We start from the raw sequence: 25,777 nt of genomic DNA on the forward strand, positions 1-25,777 counted from the left end.
CGGGACACCGTAGGGGTGCGGGGCCTCCTAGGCCAGCTTCAGCACACGGTTGGTCTCGGCAATGATTTCGTCGGCCAGGGACTCATTCTCATTGAGCTTGACGCCGTAACCGGGGATCATTTCCTTGATCTTCGCTTCCCAGGCCGGGAACTCTGCCGGGAAGCAGCGCTTCATCAGGTTGATCATGATGGGCGGGGCAGTGGAGGCTCCGGGGGAAGCGCCCAGCAGTGCGCCTACCGTGCCGTCCGCGGAGGTGATGAGCTCGGTGCCGAACTGCAGCACGCCTCCGCTCTTCGGGTCCTTCTTGATGACCTGCACACGCTGGCCGGCCGTGATGAGGTCCCAGCCCTGGGTAACGGCCTCGGGGTAGAACTCGCGCAGCGCCTTGGTCTTGCCCTCGCGTGACTTCAGTACCTCGGTGACGAGGTACTTCACCAGGGACATATTGTCCTTTGCCACCGCCAGCATGGGCACCAGGTTGTGTGGTCGGACGGAGAACGGCAGGTCGGTCAGGGAGCCGTTCTTGAGGAACTTGGGGGAGAAGCCGCCGTACGGACCGAACAGCAGGGACTTCTTTCCGTCCACGAACCGGGTGTCCAGGTGCGGGACGGACATGGGGGGAGCGCCGACCGATGCCTGGCCGTAAACCTTCGCGTTGTGGGCGGAGATGATCGACTCATCAGTGGAGCGCAGGAACTGCCCGGAGACGGGGAAGCCGCCGAAGCCCTTGCCTTCGGGAATGCCTGAGCGCTGCAGCAGGTGCAGGGCGCCCCCGCCTCCGCCGATGAAGACGAAGCGGGCCGAGACGGTCTTGGAAACCTTGGTGGCGCGGTTTCGGACCGTCACGTCCCAGCCGCCGCCCGAGTTCCGGGTGAGGTTGGTAACTTCGTGGCCGAAGTTGAGGTCAGCGCCGTTGGCTCCGAGGAAGTTCACCAGTTCGCGGGTGAGGGCACCGAAGTCGACGTCGGTGCCGCCGGCGACGCGGGACGCAGCAACGCGCTGGCCTGAGTCGCGGCCCTGCATCAGCAGGGGGGCCCACTCGGCGATCTTGCCGTGGTCCTCGGAGAACTCCATGGTCTTGAACAGCGGCTGGGCGCTGAGGGATTCGTAGCGCTTGCGCAGGTAGTCCGAGTGCGCATCTCCCCAGACAAAGCTCATGTGCGGCAGCGGATTGATAAAGCTGCCGGAGATATGGCCCTGCTCCACCAGATGGGACCAGAACTGCCGGGAGACCTGGAACTGCTCGTTGATGCCGATCGCCTTCGCCGGGTCAACGGTGCCGTCCGGGCCCGCCGGGCTGTAGTTCAGCTCGCACAGTGCCGCGTGGCCGGTGCCGGCGTTGTTCCAGGGGTCGGAGCTCTCGGTTCCGGCGCGGTCCATCCGCTCATAGAGGGAAATGTCCCAGTCCGGTGCCAGCTGCTTCAGGAACGCCCCGAGGGTCGCGCTCATGATGCCGCCGCCGATCAGCAGTACATCAGTTCTGTTTGCGGACTTCTCCGCCGGGCTCTCAGCACTCAACTTCATATCTCCAGTCACGTGGACGCTAGCCTTAGAAGACTATCTCTCCCGGTGGTGCTTACTAAAATTCCCGCCGGTATACCACCCCGCCGGAAGTACCACGCTAGTCCGTGAGGCGGATGCCGTTGAAGACCTCATTCAGAACTGGGGAGGTCGGGTACTGGGAGACGCGGGGTGAGACAGCCAGCGTTGAGATGGGGAATGCCAGCGGAACTGCGGGGACCCGGGTGGAAATCCGGTCCGAAATCGACCGGTAGGCCTCCGCACGCTCTTCGGAGTCGGCCAGCGTGCGGGCGCGGTCAACCTTGGTGAAGAGCTGGGCGTCGTCGTACCCGAATTCCTCCGTGTAGGCACCGAACAGCGGGCCGACAAAGTTGTCCGCATCCATATAGCTGCCCGAGAGCCCCGAGAGGTGCAGGGCACGGTCTCCGTTCCTGGAGACGGCTTCCAGATAGCCCTCTGACCATTCCAACGGCACCGGGCGGATGTTGAACCCTGCAGCTGTCAGCTGCCGGCTGAGTTCGGCGTAGACCTTCTCCGGGTTGGGCAGGTAGGCGCGGGTGACCCGGCGCGGATAGAAGAACGGGAGCTCTTCGCCTGCATACCCTGCTTCTTCGAGCAGTTCCTTGGCCCGCTCCGGGTTGTGGCCGTAATTGGTGACGTTCTCCGAGCGCAGTCCGAGCTTTTCGGGAAGGAACTGGTTGGCCGACTTGCTGCCGTTCAGGAACAGGCCTTCCAGCAGTGCAGGCTTATCAATGGCGTGGGCAATGGCCTGGCGCATCTTGGGCTCATCCAGCCCGGGGAAGTTCTGGTTGATGCCCAGATAGAGGATTGAATAGGGGTCCCGCTGCAGGATCTGCATGCCGGCACGGGCGAGCTCGCCCACGTCGGAGACGGTCACCAGGTCGTAGCCGTCCACTTCGCCGCTCTTTAGGGCACGGAGCCTGGACTCCGGGCTGGTGATCGTGCGGAACACCAGGTCGCGGATCTGGCCGGGCTCTCCCCAGTAACCGGGGTAGGAAACCAAGGCAAGCTCGTCCTCTTCCCAGCTGGAGAACATAAACGGGCCGGTGCCGACCGGGTGCTGGGCATAGGCAGAGAGCCGCGTTCCGTTGCGCTCCTCAGTGAGCTCGTCTGCGTTTCCGTCGGCAAGGGCCTTCGGGGAAGAGATGGCGAACTCCGGGGATGCCAGTGCGGCGATGAGGCCGGGCAGGCGTGTGTGGAGTTCCAGCCGGAAAGTGAATTCCCCGGAAGGGACGCAGGATTTGAAGGCCGAAAGGTCCGGCGTATCGGCAAATCCCCTGAACACCGAGCTGAACATCAGCACTTCCGGCCCCCGCGCGGAGGCAGGCAGGTTGTACCAGCGGTCGAAGTTCGCACAGACCGCCTCGGCGTTGAACGGGGTGCCGTCATGGAAGGTGACGCCGCGGCGCAGGGTGAACTCGTAGGTCCGCCCGTCATCGGACTCGTTCCATTCCTCGGCCAGGGCAGGCACCGGGGCTGAGGTTAGGGGGTCCATGCCAACCAGGGTTTCCATGATCTGCCGGGTCACCCGATGGGATTCAGTGTCCACTGCCAGGAACGGATCCAGTCCGGACGGACGTGCGGCAGTGGCAAAGGTAAAGGCGGCAGCAGGTCCGCCCGCAGCAGAGGCAGAAGGTGAACCGCTCGGGGATTCTTCCTCCGGCCGGGCAGCGGTGCACCCGGTCAGGGCAAGAGCGGCGGCAATCGCTGAAGCTTTGATCACGGAGCGCCGCGTGGCGGATTTAGTCACAGCTGCTGGGTTCTCCTCGAGGCAGGCACCATCCCGGCCTGGGCGGTGGATTTCTTAGTCTAAATGATAAAAAACCGGTAAAGGCGGGTGAGAGTTGCCTCACAACAGGGCTTTGGTAAGGCAGGATATGGAAATGACTGAAACCAGCCCTGAATCTCCGCTGCTCGAAGTGACCGATCTCGCTGTCGGCTTCCAAACCATGGATGGCCCGGTGCAGGCGGTACGCAAGGCCGGATTCAGCCTCGGTGCCGGGAAAACCCTGGCGATCGTGGGTGAATCCGGTTCCGGTAAATCCACGACGGCGATGGCGGTGATCGGGCTGCTGCCGGGCAACGGAAAAGTCTCTTCAGGCAGTATCCGTTTTGACGGCAAAGAACTGGTGGGACTGCCCGAATCAAAGATGCGCGCGATCCGCGGCCGGTCGATTGGCCTGGTGCCCCAGGACCCCATGTCCAACCTCAACCCCGTGACCAAGATTGGCACTCAGGTGGCCGAGACGCTCCTGGTGCACGGCATGGCCACTTCCAAGGATGTTGACCGCAAGGTCATCGAGGTGCTGACCGCGGCTGGACTGCCCGACGCCGCCGAGCGCGCTAAGCAGTATCCCCACGAATTCTCCGGCGGCATGCGCCAGCGGGCGCTGATTGCCATTGGCCTCGCGTGCCGTCCGCGCCTGCTAATCGCCGATGAACCCACCAGCGCACTGGACGTGACGGTGCAGCGGACCATCCTGGACCAGATCGGACGGATGACCGATGAACTTGGCACTTCCGTGCTGCTCATTACGCACGATCTTGGCCTGGCCGCGGAACGTGCCTCGGACCTGGTGGTGATGCACCGCGGGGAAGTAGTTGAAACGGGCCCGGCACGCCAGCTCCTTGAAGATCCCCAGCATCCGTACACCCAGTCGCTGGTCGCCGCTGCGCCCAGCGTCGCCGCCGTCCGGCTGCGTCCCGGAGCTTTCGCGGCTCCTGCCGCTGAGCGGCTCTCCGCAGTGGAGGACGCGCCGGAAAGCCCTGCCGGAGCAGCGGAACCGGGAACTGCTCCGGACAATATCGTTGAAATCCGCGACCTCAACAAGGTTTACAAGATCCGCGGCAAGTCCGGGGACTTCCACGCGGTGAAGAACGTCAGCCTGGAGATTCCGCGGGGAAGGACCGTCGCGATCGTGGGGGAGTCGGGCTCCGGAAAGACGACGACGGCGCGCATGCTGCTGAAGCTGATCGAACCGACCAGCGGATCAATGACGTTCGACGGCGCAGACATCGCGTCCCTGGAGAAGGCCGGGCTGAGCGATTTCCGCCAGCGCGTCCAGCCCATTTTCCAGGACCCGTATTCCTCGCTGGATCCCATGTTCACCATTGAGCGGATCCTCGAAGAGCCGCTGAAGACGTACAAGCGAGGTAACCGCCAGGAACGCGCTGCACGGGTCCGCGAGCTCATGGAACAGGTCGCGCTGCCGGCTTCGATGCTGCGCCGCTACCCGGCCGAGCTTTCCGGCGGGCAGCGGCAGCGTGTGGCCATCGCCCGCGCGCTGGCCCTGAACCCGGAACTGATTGTCTGCGATGAGCCTGTCTCGGCCCTGGACGTGCTGGTGCAGGCCCAGATCCTCAAACTGCTCGGGGACCTGCAGCGGGACCTGGGACTGAGCTACCTCTTCATCAGCCACGACCTGGCCGTGGTGCGGCTCATTTCGGATTACGTGTGCGTGATGAAGGACGGCGAGCTCGTGGAGGCGGCGACGTCGGAGGAAGTCTTCCAGAATCCGCGCCACCCTTACACCCGCAAGCTCCTCGCCTCCATTCCGGGCAATGAGCTGAACATCCAGGACGAAATGGCGTCCTAGCGCCGGAGCCTGCGTCCCCTCACCGGGCGCACAGAAAAGGGTCCGTTTCCCTGTACTGCAGGAAACGGACCCTTTTCTGTGCGCTGCCGCGTGCTACTTGCGCCGGGTTTTCGGGTCCAGGGCTTCGCGCAGGGACTCGCCCAGCAGGGTGAACCCAAGAGCCGTGACGGCAATGCAGATACCCGGCAGGAACGCCAGCTGCGGCGCCACCGCCAGTTCGTTCTGCGCGTAGGTCAGCATCCGGCCCCATTCAGCACTCTCCGGACGCCCGCCGCCGAGTCCCAGGAAGGACAGGGCAGCGGCGTCGATCACGGCGGTCGCCAGGGTCAGCGTGGCCTGGACAATCACGGGGCCGACGCTGTTGGGCAGCAGGTGGCTCATGGTGATGGTCCGGGTGCTCAGGCCCAGTGCCTGCGCAGACAGGACGTAGTCCGCGCCGCGCTGGCTGATCATGGAGGAGCGCAGCAGCCGGGCAAAGATCGGCACCTGGGACACACCGATGGCAATCATGACCGCCGAAGGTGTCTGCCCCAGTACGGCAGCGATACTCACGGCCAGCAGCAGGTTCGGCACTGAGAGCAGGATGTCGACGAACCGCATGATGACGTTGTCCACCCAGCCGCCGACCCCGCCGGCAATGACACCGAGCAGCATGCCGCCCAGCAGGCCGAGGGCCGTGGAGATGACCCCGATCAGGAGCGAAGCGCGTGCTCCCCAGATGAGCTTGGAGAGGACGTCACCGCCAAACCGGTCGAGGCCGAGGGGGTAGCCCTCCACTTCGCCGGGTCCGGGAATCGACGTCGGGGTGATCTGGGTACGGCCGGGGAGTTCCTCACCGCCGTAGGGCGCAAGGATCGGTGCGAAGATGGCCACAAGGATGAACAGGCCAACAATCACGGCGCCCGCGATTGCCGCAGGGTTGCGGCGCAGCCGCCGGAAGGCGTCCTGCCACATCCCGCTGCCGCGGGTGTCCGGTGCTGAGGGCTCGTCCGGGCGGACGGCCCCGCCGGAGGCCGGAGGAAGAACTGTACTCATTGCACCCTCACCCTCGGGTCGATGAAGCCGTAGGAAACGTCAACCAGCAGGTTGATGAGTGAATACGCGACGGCGATGAAAATGATGAAGCCCTGCAGTACGGGGTAGTCCAGGTTGAAGATGGCATCCCGCAGGAACCTGCCCACGCCGCTGAAAGCGAAAACGGTTTCCGTCAGCACCGCCCCGGAAATAAGGAGGCCGGTCTGCAGGCCGATCGTCGTCGTGACCGGAAGCATCGCGTTGCGCAGCACGAACCGGTTGCGGATGGTCCGTTCCAGCAGGCCTTTGGCCCGGGCGGTGCGGACGTAATCGGCGCCCTGGACCTCAAGGACGGAGGCACGGGTGATGCGCACGATGATGGCCAGCGGAATGGTTCCCAGGGCAATGCCGGGAAGCACCAGATGCATCAGGGCATCCCAGGAGGCGTCCCATTCCCGGGTTAACAAACCGTCCAGGACGTAGAAGTCCGTCACGTGCGTGGCATTGATCCGCGGATCCTGCCGGCCGTCGGTGGGGAAGAGGGGGATCTGGATGGCCAGGAGCCATTTCAGGATGAAGGCCAGGAAGAACACCGGCACGGTGATGCCGATCAGGGACAGCACCACGGAGGAGTGGTCCCAGAAGCGGCCGTAGTGCCTGGCGGCCAGGTAGCCCAGCGGAATTCCGATTCCGATCGCGAAGATCAGGGCGACGGCGGCAAGTTCCAGCGTGGCCGGGAATCGGGTAGCGAACTCCTCCAGGACCGGACGTCCGGTGACGGTGGAAACGCCGAAGTCGCCCTGAAGGAGCTTTCCAACGTAGGTGAAGTACTGCTCGATGAGCGGACGGTCAAAGCCGTAGGCCTCGTTGATCCTGGCAATGGCTTCGGGCGTGGCCTTGTCTCCCAGGAGGGCGGTTGCAGGACCGCCGGGAAGGCTGCGGACCCAGATGAACAGAAGGATGGACAAGCCGATCAGGGTCGGGATCAGCATTAACAGGCGCTTGCCTATAACTCGCAGCACGAGTGTCCTTTCTCAGCCGGTAACGGCTGTGGAAAAGGTAAGGACAGAACGGACCGGGACCCAGCGCCAGCTGGATCCCGGTCCGTTTCGCCGCTACTTGTTGAGCTTGATCTGGTTGAACACTTCGTCGTTTACCGGGGAAGCCGGGTAGGAATCCACGCGGTCCGAGAACGCGAGCGACGGTGCCGGGTGTGCCAGCGGCACGGCCGGGACGAACTTGGCGATGTCGTCGTTGATCTGCTCGTACATCGGGGTCTGCTCCTCCAGGCTGCTCACTTGGCGGGCAGCTTCGAGCTGGTCGAAGATCTCCTGGTTGGTGAAGCCGAACTCCGGCTTCTCCTGGCCGAAGAACACGCCTACGAAGTTATCCGTGTCGTTGTAGTCCCCGGTCCAGCCCAGCAGGTGGATACCGTGGTCTTCGGTGGCCTGGACGCGGTCGAGGTAGTCCGGGGACCACTTGCTCGGCTGCGGGTTGACCTTGATGCCCACTTCCTCCAGCTGTGCGGAGATGTTGGAGAACACCTGCTCAGGAGTCGGCATGTACGGGCGGGAAACACCCGTCGGGTAGTTGAAGTCCACCGTGAAGCCGTCCGGGTAGCCGGCCTCGGCCAGCAGTTCCTTAGCCTTCTCCGGGTCGTACTCGTACGTGGTGACGTCCTCGTTGTAGCCGTTGACGACGTCGGGAATGAACTGCGTGGCAACCTTGGTGCCTTCCGGAAGGGTCTGGTTGACCAGTGCTTCCTTGTCGATCGCGTGTGCGATTGCCTGGCGGACCAGCGGATCGGCGAGCTGTTCGACCTTCTGGTTCATGCCCAGGTAAAGGATGGTGAAGGGGTCACGCGGAATGACCTTGAATCCGGCGTCGGCCAGGGCCTGGGTATCGGCCGGAGCCACCAGGTCGTAGCCGTCAATGTCGCCGGACTGCAGGGACTGGCGGCGGGAGTTGGGATCATCGATGACGCGGAAGATGATGTCCGTGACCTGTCCCTGTTCGCCCCAGTAGTCCTCGTAGGCAGACAGGGTGATCTGGTTGCCCACTTCCCAGCCTTCGAACTTGAAGGGGCCGGTGCCGGTGGGGTGTTCCTTGGCGTAGGTGGTCAGGGTGGGGGCCTCGGCAGTGCCGGAGGCTTCGTTGGCCGCGTACTCTTCCATCGCCGTCGGGCTCTGCATGGAGAACGCGGGGAGGGAGAGTGCGGCGATGAACCCGGCGAAGGGCTTGGCCAGCGTGACGACTGCCTGGTTCTCGGCCGGAGCCTCGCAGGACTCGTACGTGGCCGTCTCCGGGCTGTCAGCGAAGCCCTTGAAGAGCTTGCTGTAGTAGTAGGCGAGGCTTTCGGCCTGCTGGATACCCGTGAAGTTGTACCAGCGGTCGAAGTTGGCGCAGACAGCTTCGGCGTTGAACGGGGTGCCGTCGTGGAAGGTGACGCCTTCTTCGAGGTCGAAGGTGTAGGTCAGGGCATCCTCGGAGGTCTCCCAGGACTTGGCCAGCAGCGGTGCGGGATCGGCGGTGCCGGGCTCCACGCCCACGAGGCCTTCAAAGATCTGGCGGCTTACCCGGAACGACTCACCGTCCGAGGCGAAGGCGGGATCAAGGGTCTTGGGATCGGAGGAAGCGGCGAACACGAAGGTGCCGTCAACCTCGGAGGCTGTTGCGCCGTCGTCCGCTGCGTCCCGGTTGCTTTCGGCGCAGCCGGAGAGCACCAGGGCGCTCATGGCCAGCCCGGCAGTCAGGGCGGCAGCCCGTCGCCGGGCCTGCCGGCTGAGAGTGAATCTGCCAGCAAGGGTCATTTTTCTATCTCCTCTGGGCGTGAGGTGCGTTCCTGCCGGTTGGCCGGAAGCATCGCTGTGTTCTGGAACACATGTGTAGTCCCAGAGCCTAGCGGCACCGGCGGGATGCTTTGGGACGCTAAGCGTGTTGTGTGCGGTCACAATTCGGTTACACAGTCGGGCAGGGTTTTGCTTCGATCGTGTGGACAGCCGCGCGGGCCGGCCGTAGCGTCGAATGGTGGGCACCTCTTCGGCGGGAAACAGACGGCCTGCCCTGGCAGCGCTCGCAGCCGGAGCGGCCATGGGCTTGGCGGCTGCGGCAGCAGAAGCGCTCCTGGAACGGCTGCGCATGACGGTGGCCCGGGCACGCAGGTCCACGACCGGCCCGGCTCCCGGGGCACGGTCCGTGCCTATCAGTGCCCGCAAGGATCCGAACCTGCCCAACTGGAGGCAGGGGATGCCGGGCACGCCGGAGACCGTAACCGTTGAGGTCAGTTCGCTCGATGCCGGAACCGGCAGTCCGCGCCGTACCTGGGTTGTCCATAACGGCCCGCAATGGCAGTCCCAGCCGGGGGAGCTCATGGTGCCGCCGGACCGATCCGGGGACCAGGGCGGCGCACAGTTGTGAATCAGCTCTCACTTGGCGGATTTGGTTTTTGCCAGTCCAAAAGTGCTGGTAGAGTTTCATGTCGTTGCCGAGCGCGAACAGCTGGTTTCACCAGCACGAACAAGCTCAGCATCTGCCACGCACCTCTAGCTCAATTGGCAGAGCAATTGACTCTTAATCAATGGGTTCCGGGTTCAAGTCCCGGGGGGTGCACAGTATGAAATCCGCCGCTCCGGTACCCCGGGGCGGCGGATTTTTTTGTGCTGTGAGTGTTGCCCGCCGTGTGGACGCTGTGCTGCCTGCCATGGCTGCGGAGGCCGCGGGCAGCCGTTTAGGCAGGACGTAAAAAGGGTGGTAGAGTATTTTCCCGGTGCTGATCGCCGGGGAAGTTCATCCCGCATGATCACCGCCATGCACCTCTAGCTCAATTGGCAGAGCAATTGACTCTTAATCAATGGGTTCCGGGTTCAAGTCCCGGGGGGTGCACAGTTGAGGAAAGCCCCGTTCCGCAGGCAGCCGCCGGCAGGACGGGGCTTTTCGTATGCCAGCGAGCAGTTCGGGCCGTCCGCTCGCCCGGAAGCACTGGACCCATTCCGGCAGCAGGTCCGCCTCCCGTAGCATCGCAGGGAATAAGGAGCCGGTTCCAGCCGGCTCAGGATGCTGCGAACAACGGGAGCCTGCCATGACCAGTGAAGTCCGAATCGAGAATCCTGCGAAGGACACTTACGTGCTCCGCAACACCAGCGGCGGGCCGCTGGATGAGGTGATGGTCGACGTTGCCCGGACCGGGGCCACCTCCCAGGACCTGCCTGCAGGGATGGACCTGGCGCCGGAGGAAGGGGTGGAATTCCACCTCCACCACCACGGCGGCTACCGTCCGCCGGCCAGTATGCACGTCCGCTGGCAGGGAGGCCCGGATTGGGTTGAGGTGCCCGTCAGCTAGGCTCACATCCGCCCCCACCGGGCACGCACCAGTGCAAAGATTCCGTAGCAGATGAGGCCGGCCGCAATGGCGAGGATAAGGGGCGCGCCGAAGGGATAGCGCAGCAGGACCTGCAGGCTGCCGTCCAGCCCCGTGGAGTCTTCGGGCCGGTGGTTGACAGCGGCGGCGATGAACAGCACTCCCACCAGGATCAGGGCGATTCCCTTGCCCACATGGCCTGCCACGCCCAGGGCGTTGAGCAGGTGCCCGCGGCGGGTGTCGGCGAAGTACCTTAATTCGGGACGGAACCGGCGTGCGGAACCCTTGAAGACGAAGTAACCGCCGATCCCCAGGACAAGGGCGCCCACAGCGCTCAGTGCGGGGGACCCGGCGGGTGAATCCAGGACCGCGGCGCTGAAGTCGGCGGTGCTGTCCCCGGAGTCCCGGCCCCGCCCCGCGGCGAAGGCGGCAAACGTCGCAGCGACGCTGCCGTAGATGAAAACCAAAGCCCCGGACGAGACAACCTTGGACAGCCGTTTCTTCAGCGGGGCCCGCCGCGCGCGCACCGTGGCTTCGGCAAGCTGCCACAGCGCCAGTGCGGCACAGGCGATGCACCCGGCCCACATCAGCAGTGGGCCGAAGGGCTCTGTGCGTGCCAGCGGTCCTATGGCACCGCTGGTCTCGGCCTGGCCATAGCCGCCGAAGGCAATGCCTGCGGCAATGCAGCCAATGAGGATGTGCAGCAGGGCCAGGACTGCGAAGCCGCACCGTGCCAGTACGTCGAGCTCAGGGCTGTCGGCAGCCTCTTCCAGCACGTCGGCGGTTTCGCTGCCCGCCTCCCGATCAGGTTCGGCGCTCATCACCTTGTCCTCCCCGGCGTCGTCCGCTGGTGACCCACAGTAATACCGGGCTGCAGGCGCGGGCGCCTGCAGGAGATTAAACGCCGGGGGGCGCACCGGTTCGGTGCGCCCCCCCGGCGTAAGACAGGGTTTCCGCTGCAGCCTAGGCAGTACGGGATGCGGTGTCCACCGGAACACCCAGGGGCGCATCAAGCGGTACGGGCAGGCCCGGTACGTCCACAGCCATGTGCCAGCGCGGATTGCCCAGTTCACGGATGACGGTGCGCAGCTGGCTGCGAAGGTCTTCGGAGAGCAGCTCCCCGCCGTCGAGGAGCGTGCGCTCAATGTCCTGGGCCTCGTGCAGGGCTTCAATGCCCGCCGGAGTGATGGACACCATGTGGCTCCGTTTGTCCAGGTCATTGCGGACCCGTGTGACATGCCCGTGTGCTTCCAGGCGGGCAAGTGTCTTGCCCATTGTCTGTGCCTGTACGCGGACCAGCTGCGCAAGGTGCGCTTGAGTCATGGGGCCCTGGGAATCCAGGACTCCAAGGGCGATAACGCCCGCGTGGGTCACTCCTATTCGTACAAGCCGCTCATTCCACGCATGTTCAACCAGGCGGGCGGCTGTTGATAAGAGGCGACCGGTGGGCCAATGCTCCATATCCGGCATAAAACTGAACTCTTCCTTTCGAGTGCGGATTCACGCGGCCTGATCGGATAGCCTACAAATCCAGTGTCTAGGATAGCCAACCGCAAGCCTGCTGTCGTGCTGTGACACAGCCTTTGCTCAATTGATACCTAAGGAGCCCAGTCTCTTATGTCGAAACTCACACCCGGTGACACGGCACCCGATTTCACCCTTACGGCTTCGGACTCCTCTGCCCAGTCCTTGGCGGACCTGCGCGGCCGCAGCGTCATTGTTTACTTTTACCCGGCAGCAGCGACGCCCGGCTGCACAAAGGAAGCGTGCGATTTCCGGGACAACCTGAACTCGCTTGCTGCTTCGGGGTACTCCGTCCTCGGTGTCTCGCCGGACAAGGTGGAGAAGCTGGCGAAGTTCGCCGCGGATGAGGCCCTGAATTTCCCGCTGCTCTCCGACCCTGACCACGCCGTGGCCGAGGCTTACGGCGCCTGGGGCGAGAAGAAGAACTACGGCAAGACCTACGAAGGGCTCATCCGGTCCACGGTGGTTGTCGATCCCGAGGGCAAAGTTTCCCTCGCCCAGTACAACGTCCGCGCCACCGGCCATGTTGCCAAGTTGCGGCGTGATCTCGGTCTCGACTGAACCTCGGGTACACTAAAGGCTGGCTTTCGCCGGGGGACCGGCAAGCCTGCCGCGCGCGAGTGGCGGAATTGGCAGACGCGCTGGATTTAGGTTCCAGTGTCTTCGGACGTGTGGGTTCAAGTCCCTCCTCGCGCACCACAGCGAAACACCCCGGCAATCAGGCCGGGGTGTTTTTCTTTGCCCGGAGGGCAGCGCAGCTAGGCTAGGGAAGCATGTCAGCCGAACAAAAAGTGCGCACCATCACCGTGCCCACCCGCCAGCTCCTAGATTCACTCCAGCCGCTTCCTTCCGGGATGCGCGCAGCGCTCTGGGATTTCGACGGGGATCCCGAGGGTGTGGACTACGCGGACATCGACGCCGTCGTCGCCCCCTACGCGGGCGGGAACGAATGGCAGCAGGGCATTGAACGGGTGCCGAACCTGTTGCTTCTCCAGGCGCAGACCACCGGCTATGACGGGCTGCCGGAGCTGGCGGGGGATGCAGCCGTAGCCAGCGCCGCGGGGGTCCATGCAGCTGCCACTGCCGAGCTCGCCGTCGGGCTGATGCTTGCCTCGCTGCGGGGCATCGATGCAGCCGTGCGGGACCAGCAGCACGGCCTGTGGAACCCGCACCGGTACCCCGGACTTGCGGACCGCTCGGTCACGCTGGTGGGAGTTGGCGGAATCGGCCAGGAAATCGCCTCACGCCTGGCACCGTTCGACGTGCGGCTCACCAGGGTGGGCAGCACGGCGCGGAACGACGACGGCGGCCGCGTCCATGGCGCGGATGAACTGGTGCAGCTGGCCGCGGGCACCGAGGTGCTCGTGGTCATTACTCCGCTGAACGAGGCGACCCGGGGCCTCATCGGGGAGCGGGTCCTGGCCGCGCTGCCGGACGGGGCGCTGGTGGTCAACGTTGCCCGCGGTGCCGTGGTGGACACGGACGCGCTGACGCGTGAAGTCGTTTCCGGCAGGCTGCGCGCGGCGCTGGACGTAGTGGATCCCGAGCCGCTGCCGGCCGGCCATCCGCTCTGGGGCTGCACCAACGCGATCATCACCCCGCACGTCGGCGGCAACTCGGAAGCCTTTACCCCTCGGATCGAGGGCTTCCTGCGCCGGCAGGTACAGCGGCTGGCCGCCGGCCAGGAACCCCTGAACCTGGTCCAGCCCGGACCGTGGAAGCAGGACTGAACGGGCAGCAGGACTGAGCCTAAGCCAGGTCCAGGAAGACATCCAGGAAAGAGTGGAAGTCGGACCGGTCTCCGTCCTGGCGCAGGACACGGTGCACGCTGCCGGGAGCGGCCGGCAGCGCTGCCTCGGATTCAACTCCGAATCGAAACACCCTTCCGGTGCTGGTGCCTACCTCGTAGCTTCCCGGCGCCAGTTCATCGGCATGGGAGAGATTGGTGGTGTTAATGGCGGTGGGGGGTTCCAGGCCCTGCAGGGAGTCTGTTTCGAACGGGGCGAACACCAGCTCAGGGGGACTCCAGCGGTAGCCCAGGACAAAGTAGCCCGCTGAATCCGGCAGGGGAGTGGCGCAGACAAGGTTGTAGTCGCCGTAGTTGGGCATCTGCGAGTCGAAGACGCGGCGGAGGGCGGACTTGAGTTCGTCGCTGGCGTGGCTGTCTTCCGGTCCTGTTTCCGCACTCATGTTCCCCAGTGTATGGACACCCACCCCCATCAGGGGAAGCACGCCGGGTCAGCGGGGAAAGTTCATCGGGCCGTGCGGTCCGCGTAACCCGGACGTAACACGGCCGCCGGCGCTGCGGCCGGATGCGCGGGGGCGGGAGGGAAAGGAATAGGATTTTGCTATGACCACGGAGAGCACCCCTGACATCAAACCCCGCAGCCGAGTCGTAACCGACGGTATCCATGCGGCGCCCGCGCGCGGCATGTTCCGGGCGGTCGGCATGGGAGACGACGACTTCGCCAAGCCCCAGATCGGCATTGCCAGTTCCTGGAACGAAATCACCCCCTGCAACCTCTCCCTGAACCGGCTGGCCCAGGGCGCCAAGGAAGGTGTGCATGCAGGCGGCGGATTCCCCATGCAGTTCGGCACTATTTCCGTCTCCGACGGCATCTCCATGGGCCACGAAGGCATGCACTTCTCCCTGGTATCCCGCGAAGTCATCGCCGACTCCGTGGAAACCGTCATGATGGCTGAACGTCTTGACGGATCCGTCCTGCTGGCCGGCTGCGACAAGTCCCTGCCCGGCATGCTGATGGCTGCTGCCCGCCTGGACCTCTCCAGCGTCTTCCTCTACGCCGGATCGATCATGCCCGGCTTCGCCAAGCTCGAAGACGGAACCGAGAAGGAAGTCACCCTGATTGACGCCTTCGAAGCCGTTGGCGCCTGCGCCGCAGGGAAGATGAGTCTTAAGGACCTGGACACCATCGAACGTGCCATCTGCCCGGGTGAAGGTGCCTGCGGCGGCATGTACACCGCCAACACCATGGCCTGCATCGGCGAGGCACTGGGTATGTCCCTGCCGGGCTCGGCAGCACCGCCCTCGGCTGACCGCCGCCGCGACGAGTTCGCCCGCAAGTCCGGCGAAGCCGTAGTGAACCTGCTGCGCAAGGGCATCACTGCCCGCGACATCATGACCAAGAAGGCCTTCGAAAACGCGATTGCCGTAACCATGGCCTTCGGCGGTTCCACCAACGCCGTCCTGCACCTGCTGGCAATCGCCCGCGAAGCCGAAGTCGACCTCACCCTGGAGGACTTCAACCGCATCGGCGACAAGATTCCGCACCTGGGCGACCTGAAGCCGTTCGGCCGTTACGTCATGTACGACGTCGACAAGATCGGCGGCGTGCCGGTGATCATGCGTGCGCTGCTCGACGCCGGCCTGCTGCACGGCGACTGCCTCACCGTTACGGGCAAGACCGTGGCCGAAAACCTCGAAGCCATCAACCCGCCGGATCCCGACGGCAAGGTGCTCCGCGCCATCGACAACCCGATCCACAAGACCGGCGGCATCACCATCCTGAAGGGCTCGCTGGCTCCGGAAGGCGCCGTCGTGAAGTCCGCAGGCTTCGACGCCGATGTCTTCGAGGGCACCGCCCGCGTCTTCGAGCGCGAGCAGGGTGCGCTTGACGCGCTCGATGCCGGCGGAATCCACGCCGGGGACGTCGTCGTCATCCGCTATGAAGGCCCCAAGGGCGGCCCGGGCATGCGCGAGATGCTCGCCATCACCGGTGCCATCAAGGGTGCGGGCCTGGGCAAGGACGTGCTCCTGCTGACTGACGGCCGCTTCTCCGGCGGCACCACGGGCCTGTGCATCGGGCACGTGGCACCGGAGGCCGTCGACGGCGGTCCCATCGCCTTCGTCAAGGACGGTGACCGCATCCGCGTCGACATCGCCGCGCGCACCTTCGACCTGCTGGTGGAGCCCGAAGAGCTCGAAGCCCGCAAGGTCGGCTGGGAGCCGCTGCCGGCCAAGTTCACCAAGGGTGTCCTGTCCAAGTACGCCAAGATGGTCAACTCGGCTTCCACGGGCGCCTACTGCGGTTGATGCGCCTCCCCAAGGGCACCCGCTAGGCCGGCCTAAACGCCTCCCCGTGGACATTCGCTGGAGCGAATGTCCACGGGGCCCCGAAGGCGTTGAGGCCTTATTAAGCCCTGCCGCCTTTGGTGGTCGGGCTTACAACACCTGCGCACGCTTCTTGAGTTGGAGGTGTCTGCCCTGGAAGGCAGGGGGCTAATGCTCCCTGCACGCAGCGCAACATCCGGGGTGTCCACACAGCGGACTGGAAAGTCCATATAATGAGACGCATCACCCTTCGGTTGACACCGTTGCCGGAGGAGGGGAACACTGATCTCTATGCAGATCGTAACCGTCGTCCTTAGCAAGCGCGTGGCGTAACAGCCCGACTTGAAAAAGACGTCACGCGCGGACCCCTACGGAGCCAACAGGCACGAGGGGTTTTTTTATTGGCTTCAGAAAGCACAGAGACCGCTCCGGGCTTACCCCCCGGGCGGTACGCCGCATCAGAACAAAATGGATATGTATCCGCAAAGGAAGTTTCCGATGAGTAAGGGATCGCCAGCCAGCCCGTCGCTGATGGCACACAAGACCGGCCCGGCCCGTTCCGCGCCGGCCAAGCACAAAGATGCAGCTATTTCTGTCAATCCTGCTGAAGCCGTGGACACGCGTGTCCAGGGACCCAACAACGTAGTACCTCCCACGGAGATGACCGGCTCGCAGGCCATCGTCCGTTCGCTGGAAGAACTCGGAGTCGAAGACGTCTTCGGTCTGCCCGGCGGCGCGATCCTGCCAACCTATGACCCGCTGATGGACTCCACTAAGCTGCGGCACATCCTGGTCCGGCACGAACAGGGCGCCGGCCACGCAGCAGAAGGCTACGCCATGGTCACCGGCCGGGCAGGCGTGTGCATTGCGACGTCGGGCCCCGGGGCCACCAACCTGGTGACCGCCATTGCCGACGCGCACATGGACTCCGTTCCCATGGTTGCCATCACCGGGCAGGTCAACAGCTCCGTGATCGGTTCCGATGCGTTCCAGGAAGCGGACATCGTGGGCATCACCATGCCGATCACCAAGCATTCCTTCCTGGTGACCAATGCCGACGAGATCCCGCGGGTCCTCGCCGAAGCCTTCCACATTGCCACCAGCGGCCGGCCCGGCCCGGTGCTGGTGGACATCACCAAGGATGCCCAGCAGGGCAAGACCACTTTCTCCTGGCCGCCGAAGATCGACCTGCCCGGCTACCGCACCGTGGTGCGCGGCCACTCCAAGCAGGTGCGTGAAGCTGCCCGCCTGATCGCAGCCTCGCAGCGCCCGGTGTTCTACGTCGGCGGCGGCGTGCTGAAGGCCAACGCATCCGCGGAACTGCTGGAACTGGCAGAAACAGTGGGCGCACCCGTCGTGACCACCTTGATGGCACGCGGCGTCTTCCCCGATTCCCATCCCCAGCACATGGGCATGCCCGGCATGCACGGGTCCGTTTCCGCGGTCACCGCGTTGCAGCAGTCCGACCTGCTGATCACGCTCGGCGCCCGCTTCGACGACCGTGTCACCGGCGTGCTGTCCTCCTTCGCGCCGGGTGCCAAGGTCATCCACGCTGACATTGATCCCGCGGAAATCTCCAAGAACCGCACTGCGGACGTGCCGATCGTGGGATCGGTGAAGGAAATCATCCCCGAGCTCACCGAAGCTGTCCGCAGCCAGTTCGACTCCACCGGTACGCCCGGCCTCGAGTCCTGGTGGTCGGTGCTCAACCGGCTGAAGGAAACCTACCCCACGGGCTGGACCGAGCCCGAGGACGGCCACGTTGCACCGCAGCAAGTGATCAAGCGGATCGGTGAGCTCACCGGCCCTGAAGGCGTCTACGTAGCCGGCGTGGGCCAGCACCAGATGTGGTCCGCCCAGTTCATCAACTACGAGCGTCCCCGCGCCTGGCTGAACTCCGGCGGCCTGGGCACCATGGGCTATTCCGTTCCGGCAGCCATGGGTGCCAAGGTCGGCAACCCGGACCGGGTGGTCTGGGCGATCGACGGCGACGGCTGCTTCCAGATGACCAACCAGGAACTGGCCACCTGCCTGATCAACAACATCCCGATCAAGGTAGCCATCATCAACAACTCCTCCCTGGGCATGGTCCGCCAGTGGCAGACCCTGTTCTACGAGTCCCGCTACTCCAACACGGACCTGAACACCGGACATGACACCGTTCGGGTTCCGGACTTCGTGAAGCTCGCGGACGCCTACGGCTGTGTGGGCCTGCGCTGCGAACGCGAAGAGGACATCGACGCGACGATCGAGAAGGCGCTGTCCATCAATGACCGTCCCGTCGTCATCGACTTCGTGGTCAGCCGAGATTCCATGGTCTGGCCAATGGTTCCCTCCGGAGTCAGCAACGACCTCATCCAGATTGCCCGCAACATGACACCCACCTGGGAAGAGGAGGAGTAGGGGACATGGCACGCCACACCCTTTCCGTGCTCGTAGAAGACGTACCCGGTGTCCTGACCCGTGTTGCGTCACTGTTCGCCCGCCGGGCGTTCAACATCAATTCTTTGGCCGTCGGGCCGTCGGAGGTTGCGGGACTGTCCCGCATCACCGTCGTTGTCGAGGCCGAAGGTGACCTGCTGGAGCAGGTCACCAAGCAACTGAACAAGCTCGTCAACGTCATCAAGATTGTCGAACTCGTTCCCGAGTCTTCCGTGCAACGCGACCACATCTTGGTCAAGGTTCGCGCGGATGCCGCAACCCGGCTGCAGGTAACCCAGGCAGCCGAGCTGTTCCGTGCTTCAGTGGTAGATGTGTCTACAGACTCCCTGATCGTTGAAGCAACTGGCACCGCCGAAAAGCTCAACGCACTGCTCTCAGTGCTGGAGCCCTTTGGCATCCGCGAAATTGTTCAATCCGGAACCCTGGCCGTTGGCCGCGGCGCGAAGTCGATGTCCGACCGCGCGCTGCGCAGCGCCTGAGTTCCTCCCACAACCTTTATCCAAGACCAAACAGGAGATATTGAAGTGACTGACATGTATTACGACGACGACGCAGACCTGTCGATCATCCAGGGACGCAAAGTCGCCGTCATCGGCTACGGCAGCCAGGGCCACGCACACGCCCTGAGCCTGCGCGACTCCGGTGTCGATGTCCGCGTTGGCCTCAAGGAAGGCTCCAAGTCCCGTGCCAAGGCCGAAGCTGAAGGCCTCAAGGTGCTCAGCGTTGCCGACGCCGTTGCCGAGGCCGACCTGATCATGGTCCTCACCCCGGACCAGGTCCAGCGCTTCGTCTACGCCGAAGAAATCGCCCCGAACCTGAAGTCCGGCGACGCCCTCTTCTTCGGCCACGGGTTCAACATCCGCTACGGCTACATCCAGCCGCCGGCAGACGTCGACGTCGCACTGGTTGCCCCGAAGGGCCCGGGCCACATTGTCCGCCGCGAATTCGAAGCAGGCCGCGGTGTTCCCGACCTGATCGCCGTCGAACAGGATGCCTCGGGCAAGGCCAAGGACCTGGCGCTTTCCTACGCCAAGGCCATTGGCGGCACCCGTGCAGGCGTCATCGAGACCACCTTCACCGAAGAGACCGAAACCGACCTGTTCGGCGAGCAGGCTGTCCTCTGCGGCGGCGCTTCGCAGCTGATCCAGTACGGCTTCGAGACCCTGACCGAAGCCGGCTACAAGCCGGAGGTTGCCTACTTCGAGGTCCTGCACGAGCTGAAGCTCATCGTCGACCTCATGGTTGAAGGCGGCATCGCCAAGCAGCGCTGGAGCGTTTCCGACACCGCAGAGTACGGCGACTACGTCTCCGGCCCGCGCGTCATCACCCCCGAGGTGAAGGAAAACATGAAGGCCGTCCTCGCGGACATCCAGAACGGCGCCTTCGCCAAGCGCTTCATCGATGACCAGGACGCCGGAGCCCCGGAGTTCAAGGAACTGCGCCAGAAGGGCGAGGACCACTCCATCGAGGCCACCGGCCGCGAACTGCGCAAGCTCTTCTCCTGGATCAAGTCCGACGACGACTACACCGAAGGCTCCGTCGCGCGCTAATCAAACCAGTAACAAAGACACGGATTCTCCGTGTCCGGAACAGCGGCGTTACGCTTGAAATGCAAGCCGTTTCGGTAAGGAGGCCGGGCCCTGCATGGGGTCCGGCCTCCGGCGTGAAATACCCAAAACCACATCGACACACAGCTAAAGAGGTCATCGGTGACTGCCACCAAACCAGTAGTACTCCTCGCGGAGGAACTCTCCCCGGCCACGGTTGAGGCCCTGGGCCCCGATTTTGAGATCCGCCAGACCGACGGCGCAGACCGTTCCCAGCTGCTCTCCGCCATCGCGGATGTCGACGCGATCCTGGTGCGCTCCGCCACCCAGGTGGATGCCGAAGCAATCGCCGCTGCCAAAAACCTGAAGGTCATTGCCCGTGCAGGTGTAGGCCTGGACAACGTGGACATCCGTTCCGCCACCCAGGCGGGCGTCATGGTGGTCAACGCCCCGACGTCGAACATCATCTCCGCAGCTGAACTGACGGTCGGCCACATCCTCTCCCTCGCCCGCCACATTCCGCAGGCCTCTTCCGCCCTCAAGGGCGGGGAGTGGAAGCGCTCCAAGTACACCGGCACGGAGCTGTTCGAAAAGAAGGTCGGCATCATCGGCCTCGGCCGCATCGGCGCCCTGGTGGCGGCCCGCGTGCAGGGCTTCGGCACCGAGGTCCTGGCCTACGACCCGTACATCACCTCCGCCCGCGCCGCCCAGCTGAACGTCAAGCTGGTCACCCTGGATGAGCTGCTGGAGCAGTCGGACTTCGTCACCATCCACATGCCCAAGACTCCGGAGACCCTGGGCATGCTTGGCGCCGAGGCCTTCGAGAAGATGAAGGACACCGCCTACGTCGTCAACGTGGCCCGCGGCGGCCTCGTGGACGAAGACGCACTGTACACCGCACTGACCGAAGGCAAGATTGCCGGCGCCGGCGTCGACGTCTTCGTGAAGGAACCGAGCACCGACCTGCCCTTCTTCGCCCTGGACAACGTCATTGTCACCCCGCACCTGGGTGCTTCCACCGATGAAGCGCAGGAAAAGGCCGGCATCTCCGTCGCCAAGTCGGTCCGGCTGGCCCTGGCCGGGGAACTGGTGCCGGACGCCGTGAACGTTGCCGGCGGCGTCATCGCCGAGGACGTCCGCCCGGGCATCCCGCTGATCGAGAAGCTGGGCCGCATCTTCACCGCCCTTGCCCATGACTCGATGACCGCCATCGACATTGAGGTGGCCGGCGAGATCGCATCCCTGGACGTGAAGGCACTGGAACTCGCAGCACTGAAGGGCATCTTCACCGACATCGTCTCGGAGCAGGTCTCCTACGTGAACGCTCCGGTGCTGGCCGAGCAGCGCGGCATCGCAGTCCGCCTCATCACCACGCCCGACGTCGATGACTACCGTAACCTGCTGACCATCCGCGGTGCGCTCTCCGACGGCACGCAGCTGGAGGTTGCAGGCACGCTGACCGGACCGAAGCAGATCCAGAAGCTTGTGGGCGTCAACGGCTACGACCTGGAAATCCCGATCAGCGAACACCTGCTGGTGCTGCTCTACCAGGACCGTCCCGGCGTCATCGGCGCCCTGGGCCGCATTCTGGGCGAAGCGGAGATCAACATCGCCGGCATGCAGGTGGCCCGAAACTCCGAGGGCGGCCAGGCCCTGTCCCTGCTCACGGTGGATTCCTCCGTGCCGCAGGACGTCCTGGAAACCGTCCGCGAAGCGATCGGCGCAACCGTGGCACGCGAAGTGGACCTGCAGGACTAATCCGCTCCGCGTTCAGGAGGCCGGTCCCGTTTGGGGCCGGCCTCCCGTGCATCCCGGGAGGTACTTGGAGTACCCGGGCCTCCACCCGCAGTACGACGCCGCTGGCTGGCAGGTTCATGCCGGAAGCCGACGCGCGGCGGAAGGGGCACGGCGGACACTGGAAGCATGATTGCAGATACGCCTGTCCTAAGCGCCCAGAACCTGACAAAAACCTACGGCAGCACCACCGCGCTGGACGGGGTATCGGCCACGGTCAGGGCGGGGGAGGCGGTGGCCGTCATGGGCGCCTCCGGTTCAGGAAAGACCACACTGCTGCACTGCCTGGCGGGCATCGTACTTCCGGACACCGGAAGCGTCCGGCTCTTTGGCACTGCAACCGGTGTACCCGCGGAGATCACCTCGCTCGATGATGCAGCGCGGTCAGCGCTGCGCCGGACCGAGTTTGGGTTCGTATTCCAGCAGGGCCTGCTGATTCCCGAGCTGACGGCCGGAGAAAACGTGGCGCTGGCGCTCATGCTGAACGGAACACCGCGCCAGGTTGCCGAGCAGCAAGCGGCCGCGGCCCTTGCGGCACTGGGACTGGCTGGGATGGAAGGACGGCGGATAGGTGAGCTGTCCGGCGGGCAGGCGCAGCGGGTGGCAATTGCCCGGGCGCAGGTGAACGGAGCCCGGGTGCTGTTCGCTGACGAACCGACCGGAGCACTGGACTCGCGTACCTCCGCGGATGTGATGGCACTGCTGCTGCAGTCAGTCGCAGGAACGGGACGCGCCCTGGTGGTAGTTACCCATGATCCCGAGGTTGCGCGCTGGTGCAGCCGGGTTCTCACCCTGGCCGATGGGCGGATCGTCGCCGATACCGCCGGGGTGGCCCGATGAGTGCCTCCGCCGTCGTGGCACGCGCAGTGGATTCTTCCCCGTGGGCGGTTCCCCTGCGGCTGACGTGGCTGCTGAACCGGCCCGGCACCTCCGGGTCTGCTGCCGCGATTCTTCCTGCAGCGTCCTTCGCCGTGGTCACCACCTTGCTGCTGACAGTACTCGCCGGCGCACTGTCCTTCACCCAGTGGGGAGACGACGAGGGAAACCTGTACCTGCTGCTGGCAGCCTTTGCCCTCATCCTGCTGGTTCTTCCGCTGCTGACACTGGGCGGTTCAGCTGCTCGCCTGTCAGCCCGCCGCCGCGATGAACACCTCTCGACCCTCCGGCTGCTCGGTGCCTCTGCCAGGACAGTCCGCCAGGTGACCGTCCTGGAAGCGGCTGCCCAAGCCCTTGCCGGGGCCCTTGCCGGTGTACTGGGTTACGTCGTGTTCGCACCGTTCGTACAGCTGATCCATTTCCGCGGGGCCGCGCTGGGCAGTGCCTACTGGCTGCATCCGGCAGCCGCCGTCGCAGGCGTTGCCGCCGTCGTCGCCCTTGCGGTGGTGAGCTCGGTGATCAGCCTGCGCCGGGTGGTGATTTCACCGCTGGGCGTGCGTACCCGGGCCGATGCGCAGAAGGTCCACTGGTCACGCGCAGGCATTGCGGTGCTCATAGTGGTGCTCTGTGTGGCGGCACTGCTGACTCCGGTCGGCGCGGCGGCCCTCGCGCTGGCCGTCCTGTTCGGCGCCTTTGCGGGAGGCCTCGCTGTCCTGAACCTGGTGGGGCCGTGGCTGGTCACGGTTTCGGCGAAGCGGCGCCTGCGCCGGGCAGCCACCCCGCAGGCACTGCTCGCGGCCCGCATCGTGCTGGATGCCCCGAAGGCCGCCTGGCGGCAGGTCAGTGCGCTCTCCATGGTGTGCTTCACCGCCGTCGTGGCCGGTGCCGGCGCTGCACTGCTGCAGACCGCGCAGTCCGAAGGGCCGGAAGACTTCCTGCTCCAGGACGTCATGACAGGAGTCTTCATCACCGTCATCGCCGGATTCCTGATGGTGGCCTGCTCGGCCGGTATCAACCAGGCGGCGACGGTCCTGGACCGGGCCGAGCTCTACCGCAGCATGCACCGGATGGGGATGCCCCGGGAAGTCATTGACGCGGCGCGCACCGGTGCGGTGATGCAGCCGGTGGTGCTGGTCAGCGCCGCTTCCGCGGCCGTCTCTGCCGTTCTGCTGTTCCCCGTTACCGGTGCGGCGATACTCTTCAACCCGGTGGCCATGGCGTTCCTGGCCGGATGCGTGGTGGTCGGGATCCTCCTGGTTCGTGCCGGCCTGGCTGCCACCTCTCCGGTACTAACGTCGGTGCTGGAGCGGGAAGCATAGTGGCGCACGTTGCTTCGGGTGGGGGTGAAGCCCGACCCGAAGCGACAAGCTCCGCCGAAACAGGGTAATTTTCTAGTGTGACTTCAACCGACTCCAAGACACCGTTCTACATCACCACAGCCATCTCCTACCCCAACGGCCAACCGCACATCGGGCACGCCTACGAGCACATCGCCACCGACGCCATGGCCCGCTTCAAGCGGCTGGACGGTTACGACGTGTTCTTCATGACGGGTACGGACGAGCACGGGCTGAAGATGCAGCAGTCCGCGGATAAGGAAGGCATCACCGCCAAGGAGCTGGCCGACCGGAACTCCGCAGCCTTCAAGCAGATGGAAGCGGACATGGGCACCTCCTATGACCGCTTCATCCGCACCACTGACGCCGACCACTATGCCGCAGCCCAGGCCATCTGGAAGCGGATGGAGGAGAACGGCGACATCTACCTGTCCAAGTACTCCGGGTGGTATTCAGTCCGCGATGAGGCGTACTACAGCGAAGACGAGACCGAAGTCCGCGAAGACGGCGTGCGCTACTCCAAGGAAACCGACACGGAGGTGACCTGGACCGAGGAGGAAAGCTACTTCTTCCGGCTCTCCGCCTACCAGGACAAGCTCCTGGCCCTGTACGAGTCCCAGCCGGACTTCGCCGCACCGCGCTCCCGCTTCAACGAGGTCATCAGCTTCGTTAAGGGCGGATTGGAAGACCTCTCGATCTCCCGCACCACCTTCGACTGGGGCGTGCCCGTTCCCGGAAATCCGGACCATGTGATGTACGTGTGGGTGGACGCGCTGACCAACTACCTCACCGGCGTCGGCTTCCCCGACACCGAAAGCGAGACTTTCAAGAAGTACTGGCCGGCAGACGTGCACGTGATCGGCAAGGACATTTCCCGCTTCCACGCGATCTTCTGGCCGGCGTTCCTCATGTCCGCCGGGCTGGACCTGCCCAAGCGGATCATGATTCACGGCTTCCTGCACAACAAGGGCGTGAAGATGTCCAAGTCGCTGGGCAACGTGGTGGCGCCCAAGGACTGGGCCGATCAGTACGGACTGGATTCAGTCCGCTTCTTCCTGCTGCGCGAAGTGCCTTTCGGTGCAGACGGCTCCTACAACCACGAGGCCGTGGTGGGCCGGATGAACTCCGACCTCGCCAACAACCTGGGCAACCTCGCCCAGCGTTCCCTGTCCATGGTGGCCAAGAACTGCGCCGGCGCTGTTCCGCAGCCGGGGGAGTTCACCGCAGAGGACAAAGCGCTGCTCGAAGCCGCCGGAAAGCTGCTGCAGGTCTCGCGCGGGGCCTACGATATGCAGGACTTCCACGGTGCGCTCGAAGCGACGTGGAAGGTCCTTGGCGATACCAACGCGTACTTCGCGGAGCAGGCTCCGTGGGTGCTGCGGAAGACCGACGTCGAGCGCATGAACACCGTGCTGTACGTGACGCTGGAAGTGCTGCGGATCGTCGCCATCCTCATCCAGCCGGTCATGCCGGGCAGCGCCGGCAAGCTGCTGGATGTGCTGGGACAGCCCGACGGCGATGCCCGCGCCTTCGCAGCGCTGGGCACCCCGCTGGTCCCGGGCACCGAACTGCCCGCCCCGGCGCCGATCTTCCCGAAGTACGAGGAACCTGCGGAGTAACCCCAATCCAGATGACAGAAACTGCACGTACCAGCGCTGGTACGTGCAGTTTCTGCT

General features: G+C 64.7%; 21 protein-coding genes and 3 tRNA genes. 16 read left to right on the plus strand and 8 right to left on the minus strand.

From position 1 onward, the window contains the following. Positions 1-27: 27 nt before the first annotated feature. A complete protein-coding gene (locus ABFX29_RS10125; RefSeq protein WP_152227091.1) occupies positions 28-1,524 on the minus strand; it encodes a malate:quinone oxidoreductase in 1,497 nt (498 codons plus the stop codon). 97 nt (positions 1,525-1,621) lie between these two features. Then, positions 1,622-3,292 carry an ABC transporter substrate-binding protein gene (locus ABFX29_RS10130; protein ID WP_152227093.1) on the minus strand — a complete coding sequence of 557 codons (1,671 nt, stop codon included), beginning with the start codon at positions 3,290-3,292 and terminating at the stop codon, positions 1,622-1,624. Positions 3,293-3,425: 133 nt separating this feature from the next. Between ABFX29_RS10130 and ABFX29_RS10135 the strand changes: the two genes are divergently transcribed. After that, positions 3,426-5,138: a dipeptide ABC transporter ATP-binding protein gene (locus ABFX29_RS10135; protein WP_152227095.1), complete on the plus strand. Its 1,713-nt coding sequence runs from the start codon at positions 3,426-3,428 to the stop codon at positions 5,136-5,138. 93 nt (positions 5,139-5,231) lie between these two features. On the opposite strand, the gene ABFX29_RS10140 is transcribed toward ABFX29_RS10135, so the two are convergent. The 3 genes from ABFX29_RS10140 to ABFX29_RS10150 all read right to left on the minus strand — a co-directional run bounded on the left by ABFX29_RS10140 (position 5,232) and on the right by ABFX29_RS10150 (position 8,962). Beyond that, positions 5,232-6,173 (minus strand): ABC transporter permease, encoded by a 942-nt coding sequence (locus ABFX29_RS10140; protein ID WP_152227097.1) that lies wholly within the window; start codon positions 6,171-6,173, stop codon positions 5,232-5,234. Continuing rightward, positions 6,170-7,174 (minus strand): ABC transporter permease, encoded by a 1,005-nt coding sequence (locus ABFX29_RS10145; RefSeq protein ID WP_152227099.1) that lies wholly within the window; start codon positions 7,172-7,174, stop codon positions 6,170-6,172. Before ABFX29_RS10145 ends, ABFX29_RS10140 begins: the two co-directional genes overlap by 4 nt. 93 nt (positions 7,175-7,267) lie before the next feature. Continuing rightward, positions 7,268-8,962, minus strand: coding sequence for an ABC transporter substrate-binding protein (locus tag ABFX29_RS10150; RefSeq protein ID WP_152227101.1), 1,695 nt, complete (start codon positions 8,960-8,962; stop codon positions 7,268-7,270). Positions 8,963-9,176: 214 nt separating this feature from the next. Here ABFX29_RS10150 and ABFX29_RS10155 point away from each other — a divergent pair, with 214 nt between their 5' ends. The 4 genes from ABFX29_RS10155 (at position 9,177) to ABFX29_RS10170 (ending at position 10,491) form a co-directional block, all read left to right on the plus strand. Beyond that, complete coding sequence (locus tag ABFX29_RS10155; RefSeq protein WP_152227103.1) at positions 9,177-9,569, plus strand: hypothetical protein; 393 nt, start codon at positions 9,177-9,179, stop codon at positions 9,567-9,569. 119 nt (positions 9,570-9,688) lie between these two features. After that, positions 9,689-9,761: transfer RNA gene (locus ABFX29_RS10160), tRNA-Lys, on the plus strand. A gap of 200 nt (positions 9,762-9,961) precedes the next feature. Continuing rightward, positions 9,962-10,034, plus strand: a tRNA-Lys gene (locus ABFX29_RS10165). Positions 10,035-10,230: 196 nt separating this feature from the next. Beyond that, positions 10,231-10,491, plus strand: coding sequence for a hypothetical protein (locus tag ABFX29_RS10170; RefSeq protein WP_152227106.1), 261 nt, complete (start codon positions 10,231-10,233; stop codon positions 10,489-10,491). Between the two features lie 2 nt (positions 10,492-10,493). Here the strand turns inward: ABFX29_RS10170 and ABFX29_RS10175 are convergent, their stop codons facing one another. Beyond that, complete coding sequence (locus tag ABFX29_RS10175; RefSeq protein ID WP_152227108.1) at positions 10,494-11,330, minus strand: DUF1206 domain-containing protein; 837 nt, start codon at positions 11,328-11,330, stop codon at positions 10,494-10,496. A gap of 142 nt (positions 11,331-11,472) precedes the next feature. Beyond that, a complete protein-coding gene (locus ABFX29_RS10180) occupies positions 11,473-11,979 on the minus strand; it encodes a MarR family winged helix-turn-helix transcriptional regulator (protein ID WP_152227110.1) in 507 nt (168 codons plus the stop codon). 147 nt (positions 11,980-12,126) lie between these two features. On the opposite strand from ABFX29_RS10180, the gene bcp reads away from it, so the two are divergent. From bcp to ABFX29_RS10195, 3 genes are all read left to right on the plus strand, one after another. Next, positions 12,127-12,594, plus strand: a complete 468-nt coding sequence (gene bcp / locus ABFX29_RS10185) for a thioredoxin-dependent thiol peroxidase (protein WP_152227112.1) — start codon at positions 12,127-12,129, stop codon at positions 12,592-12,594. A gap of 53 nt (positions 12,595-12,647) precedes the next feature. Beyond that, positions 12,648-12,732: transfer RNA gene (locus ABFX29_RS10190), tRNA-Leu, on the plus strand. 74 nt (positions 12,733-12,806) lie between these two features. After that, positions 12,807-13,763, plus strand: a complete 957-nt coding sequence (locus ABFX29_RS10195; RefSeq protein WP_152227114.1) for a 2-hydroxyacid dehydrogenase — start codon at positions 12,807-12,809, stop codon at positions 13,761-13,763. Between the two features lie 19 nt (positions 13,764-13,782). Here ABFX29_RS10195 and ABFX29_RS10200 read toward each other — a convergent pair whose 3' ends face one another. Further along, the gene (locus tag ABFX29_RS10200; protein ID WP_152227116.1) at positions 13,783-14,223 is read right to left on the minus strand and encodes a hypothetical protein; all 441 of its coding nucleotides are present in this window, start codon (positions 14,221-14,223) and stop codon (positions 13,783-13,785) included. 160 nt (positions 14,224-14,383) lie between these two features. Here ABFX29_RS10200 and ilvD point away from each other — a divergent pair, with 160 nt between their 5' ends. The 8 genes from ilvD (at position 14,384) to metG (ending at position 25,720) form a co-directional block, all read left to right on the plus strand. Beyond that, positions 14,384-16,087, plus strand: a complete 1,704-nt coding sequence (gene ilvD, locus ABFX29_RS10205; RefSeq protein WP_091603649.1) for a dihydroxy-acid dehydratase — start codon at positions 14,384-14,386, stop codon at positions 16,085-16,087. Positions 16,088-16,603: 516 nt separating this feature from the next. Further along, complete coding sequence (locus ABFX29_RS10210) at positions 16,604-18,508, plus strand: acetolactate synthase large subunit (protein ID WP_152227118.1); 1,905 nt, start codon at positions 16,604-16,606, stop codon at positions 18,506-18,508. A 5-nt stretch (positions 18,509-18,513) separates the two neighbouring features. Further along, a complete protein-coding gene (gene ilvN, locus ABFX29_RS10215; protein WP_091603654.1) occupies positions 18,514-19,026 on the plus strand; it encodes an acetolactate synthase small subunit in 513 nt (170 codons plus the stop codon). Positions 19,027-19,071: 45 nt separating this feature from the next. Continuing rightward, positions 19,072-20,097 carry a ketol-acid reductoisomerase gene (ilvC, locus tag ABFX29_RS10220; RefSeq protein WP_152227120.1) on the plus strand — a complete coding sequence of 342 codons (1,026 nt, stop codon included), beginning with the start codon at positions 19,072-19,074 and terminating at the stop codon, positions 20,095-20,097. Positions 20,098-20,256: 159 nt separating this feature from the next. Further along, positions 20,257-21,852 (plus strand): phosphoglycerate dehydrogenase, encoded by a 1,596-nt coding sequence (gene serA / locus ABFX29_RS10225; RefSeq protein ID WP_152227122.1) that lies wholly within the window; start codon positions 20,257-20,259, stop codon positions 21,850-21,852. A gap of 165 nt (positions 21,853-22,017) precedes the next feature. Then, the gene (locus ABFX29_RS10230) at positions 22,018-22,728 is read left to right on the plus strand and encodes an ABC transporter ATP-binding protein (protein ID WP_152227124.1); all 711 of its coding nucleotides are present in this window, start codon (positions 22,018-22,020) and stop codon (positions 22,726-22,728) included. After that, the gene (locus tag ABFX29_RS10235; RefSeq protein WP_152227127.1) at positions 22,725-24,083 is read left to right on the plus strand and encodes an FtsX-like permease family protein; all 1,359 of its coding nucleotides are present in this window, start codon (positions 22,725-22,727) and stop codon (positions 24,081-24,083) included. The genes ABFX29_RS10230 and ABFX29_RS10235 overlap by 4 nt, the downstream gene beginning before the upstream one ends. Positions 24,084-24,160: 77 nt before the next feature. Next, the gene (metG, locus tag ABFX29_RS10240) at positions 24,161-25,720 is read left to right on the plus strand and encodes a methionine--tRNA ligase (protein WP_152227128.1); all 1,560 of its coding nucleotides are present in this window, start codon (positions 24,161-24,163) and stop codon (positions 25,718-25,720) included. Positions 25,721-25,777: the final 57 nt, after the last annotated feature.

It is taken from the genome of Arthrobacter gandavensis (assembly GCF_039528575.1).
Taxonomy (GTDB): Bacteria; Actinomycetota; Actinomycetes; order Actinomycetales; family Micrococcaceae; genus Arthrobacter_B; species Arthrobacter_B citreus_B.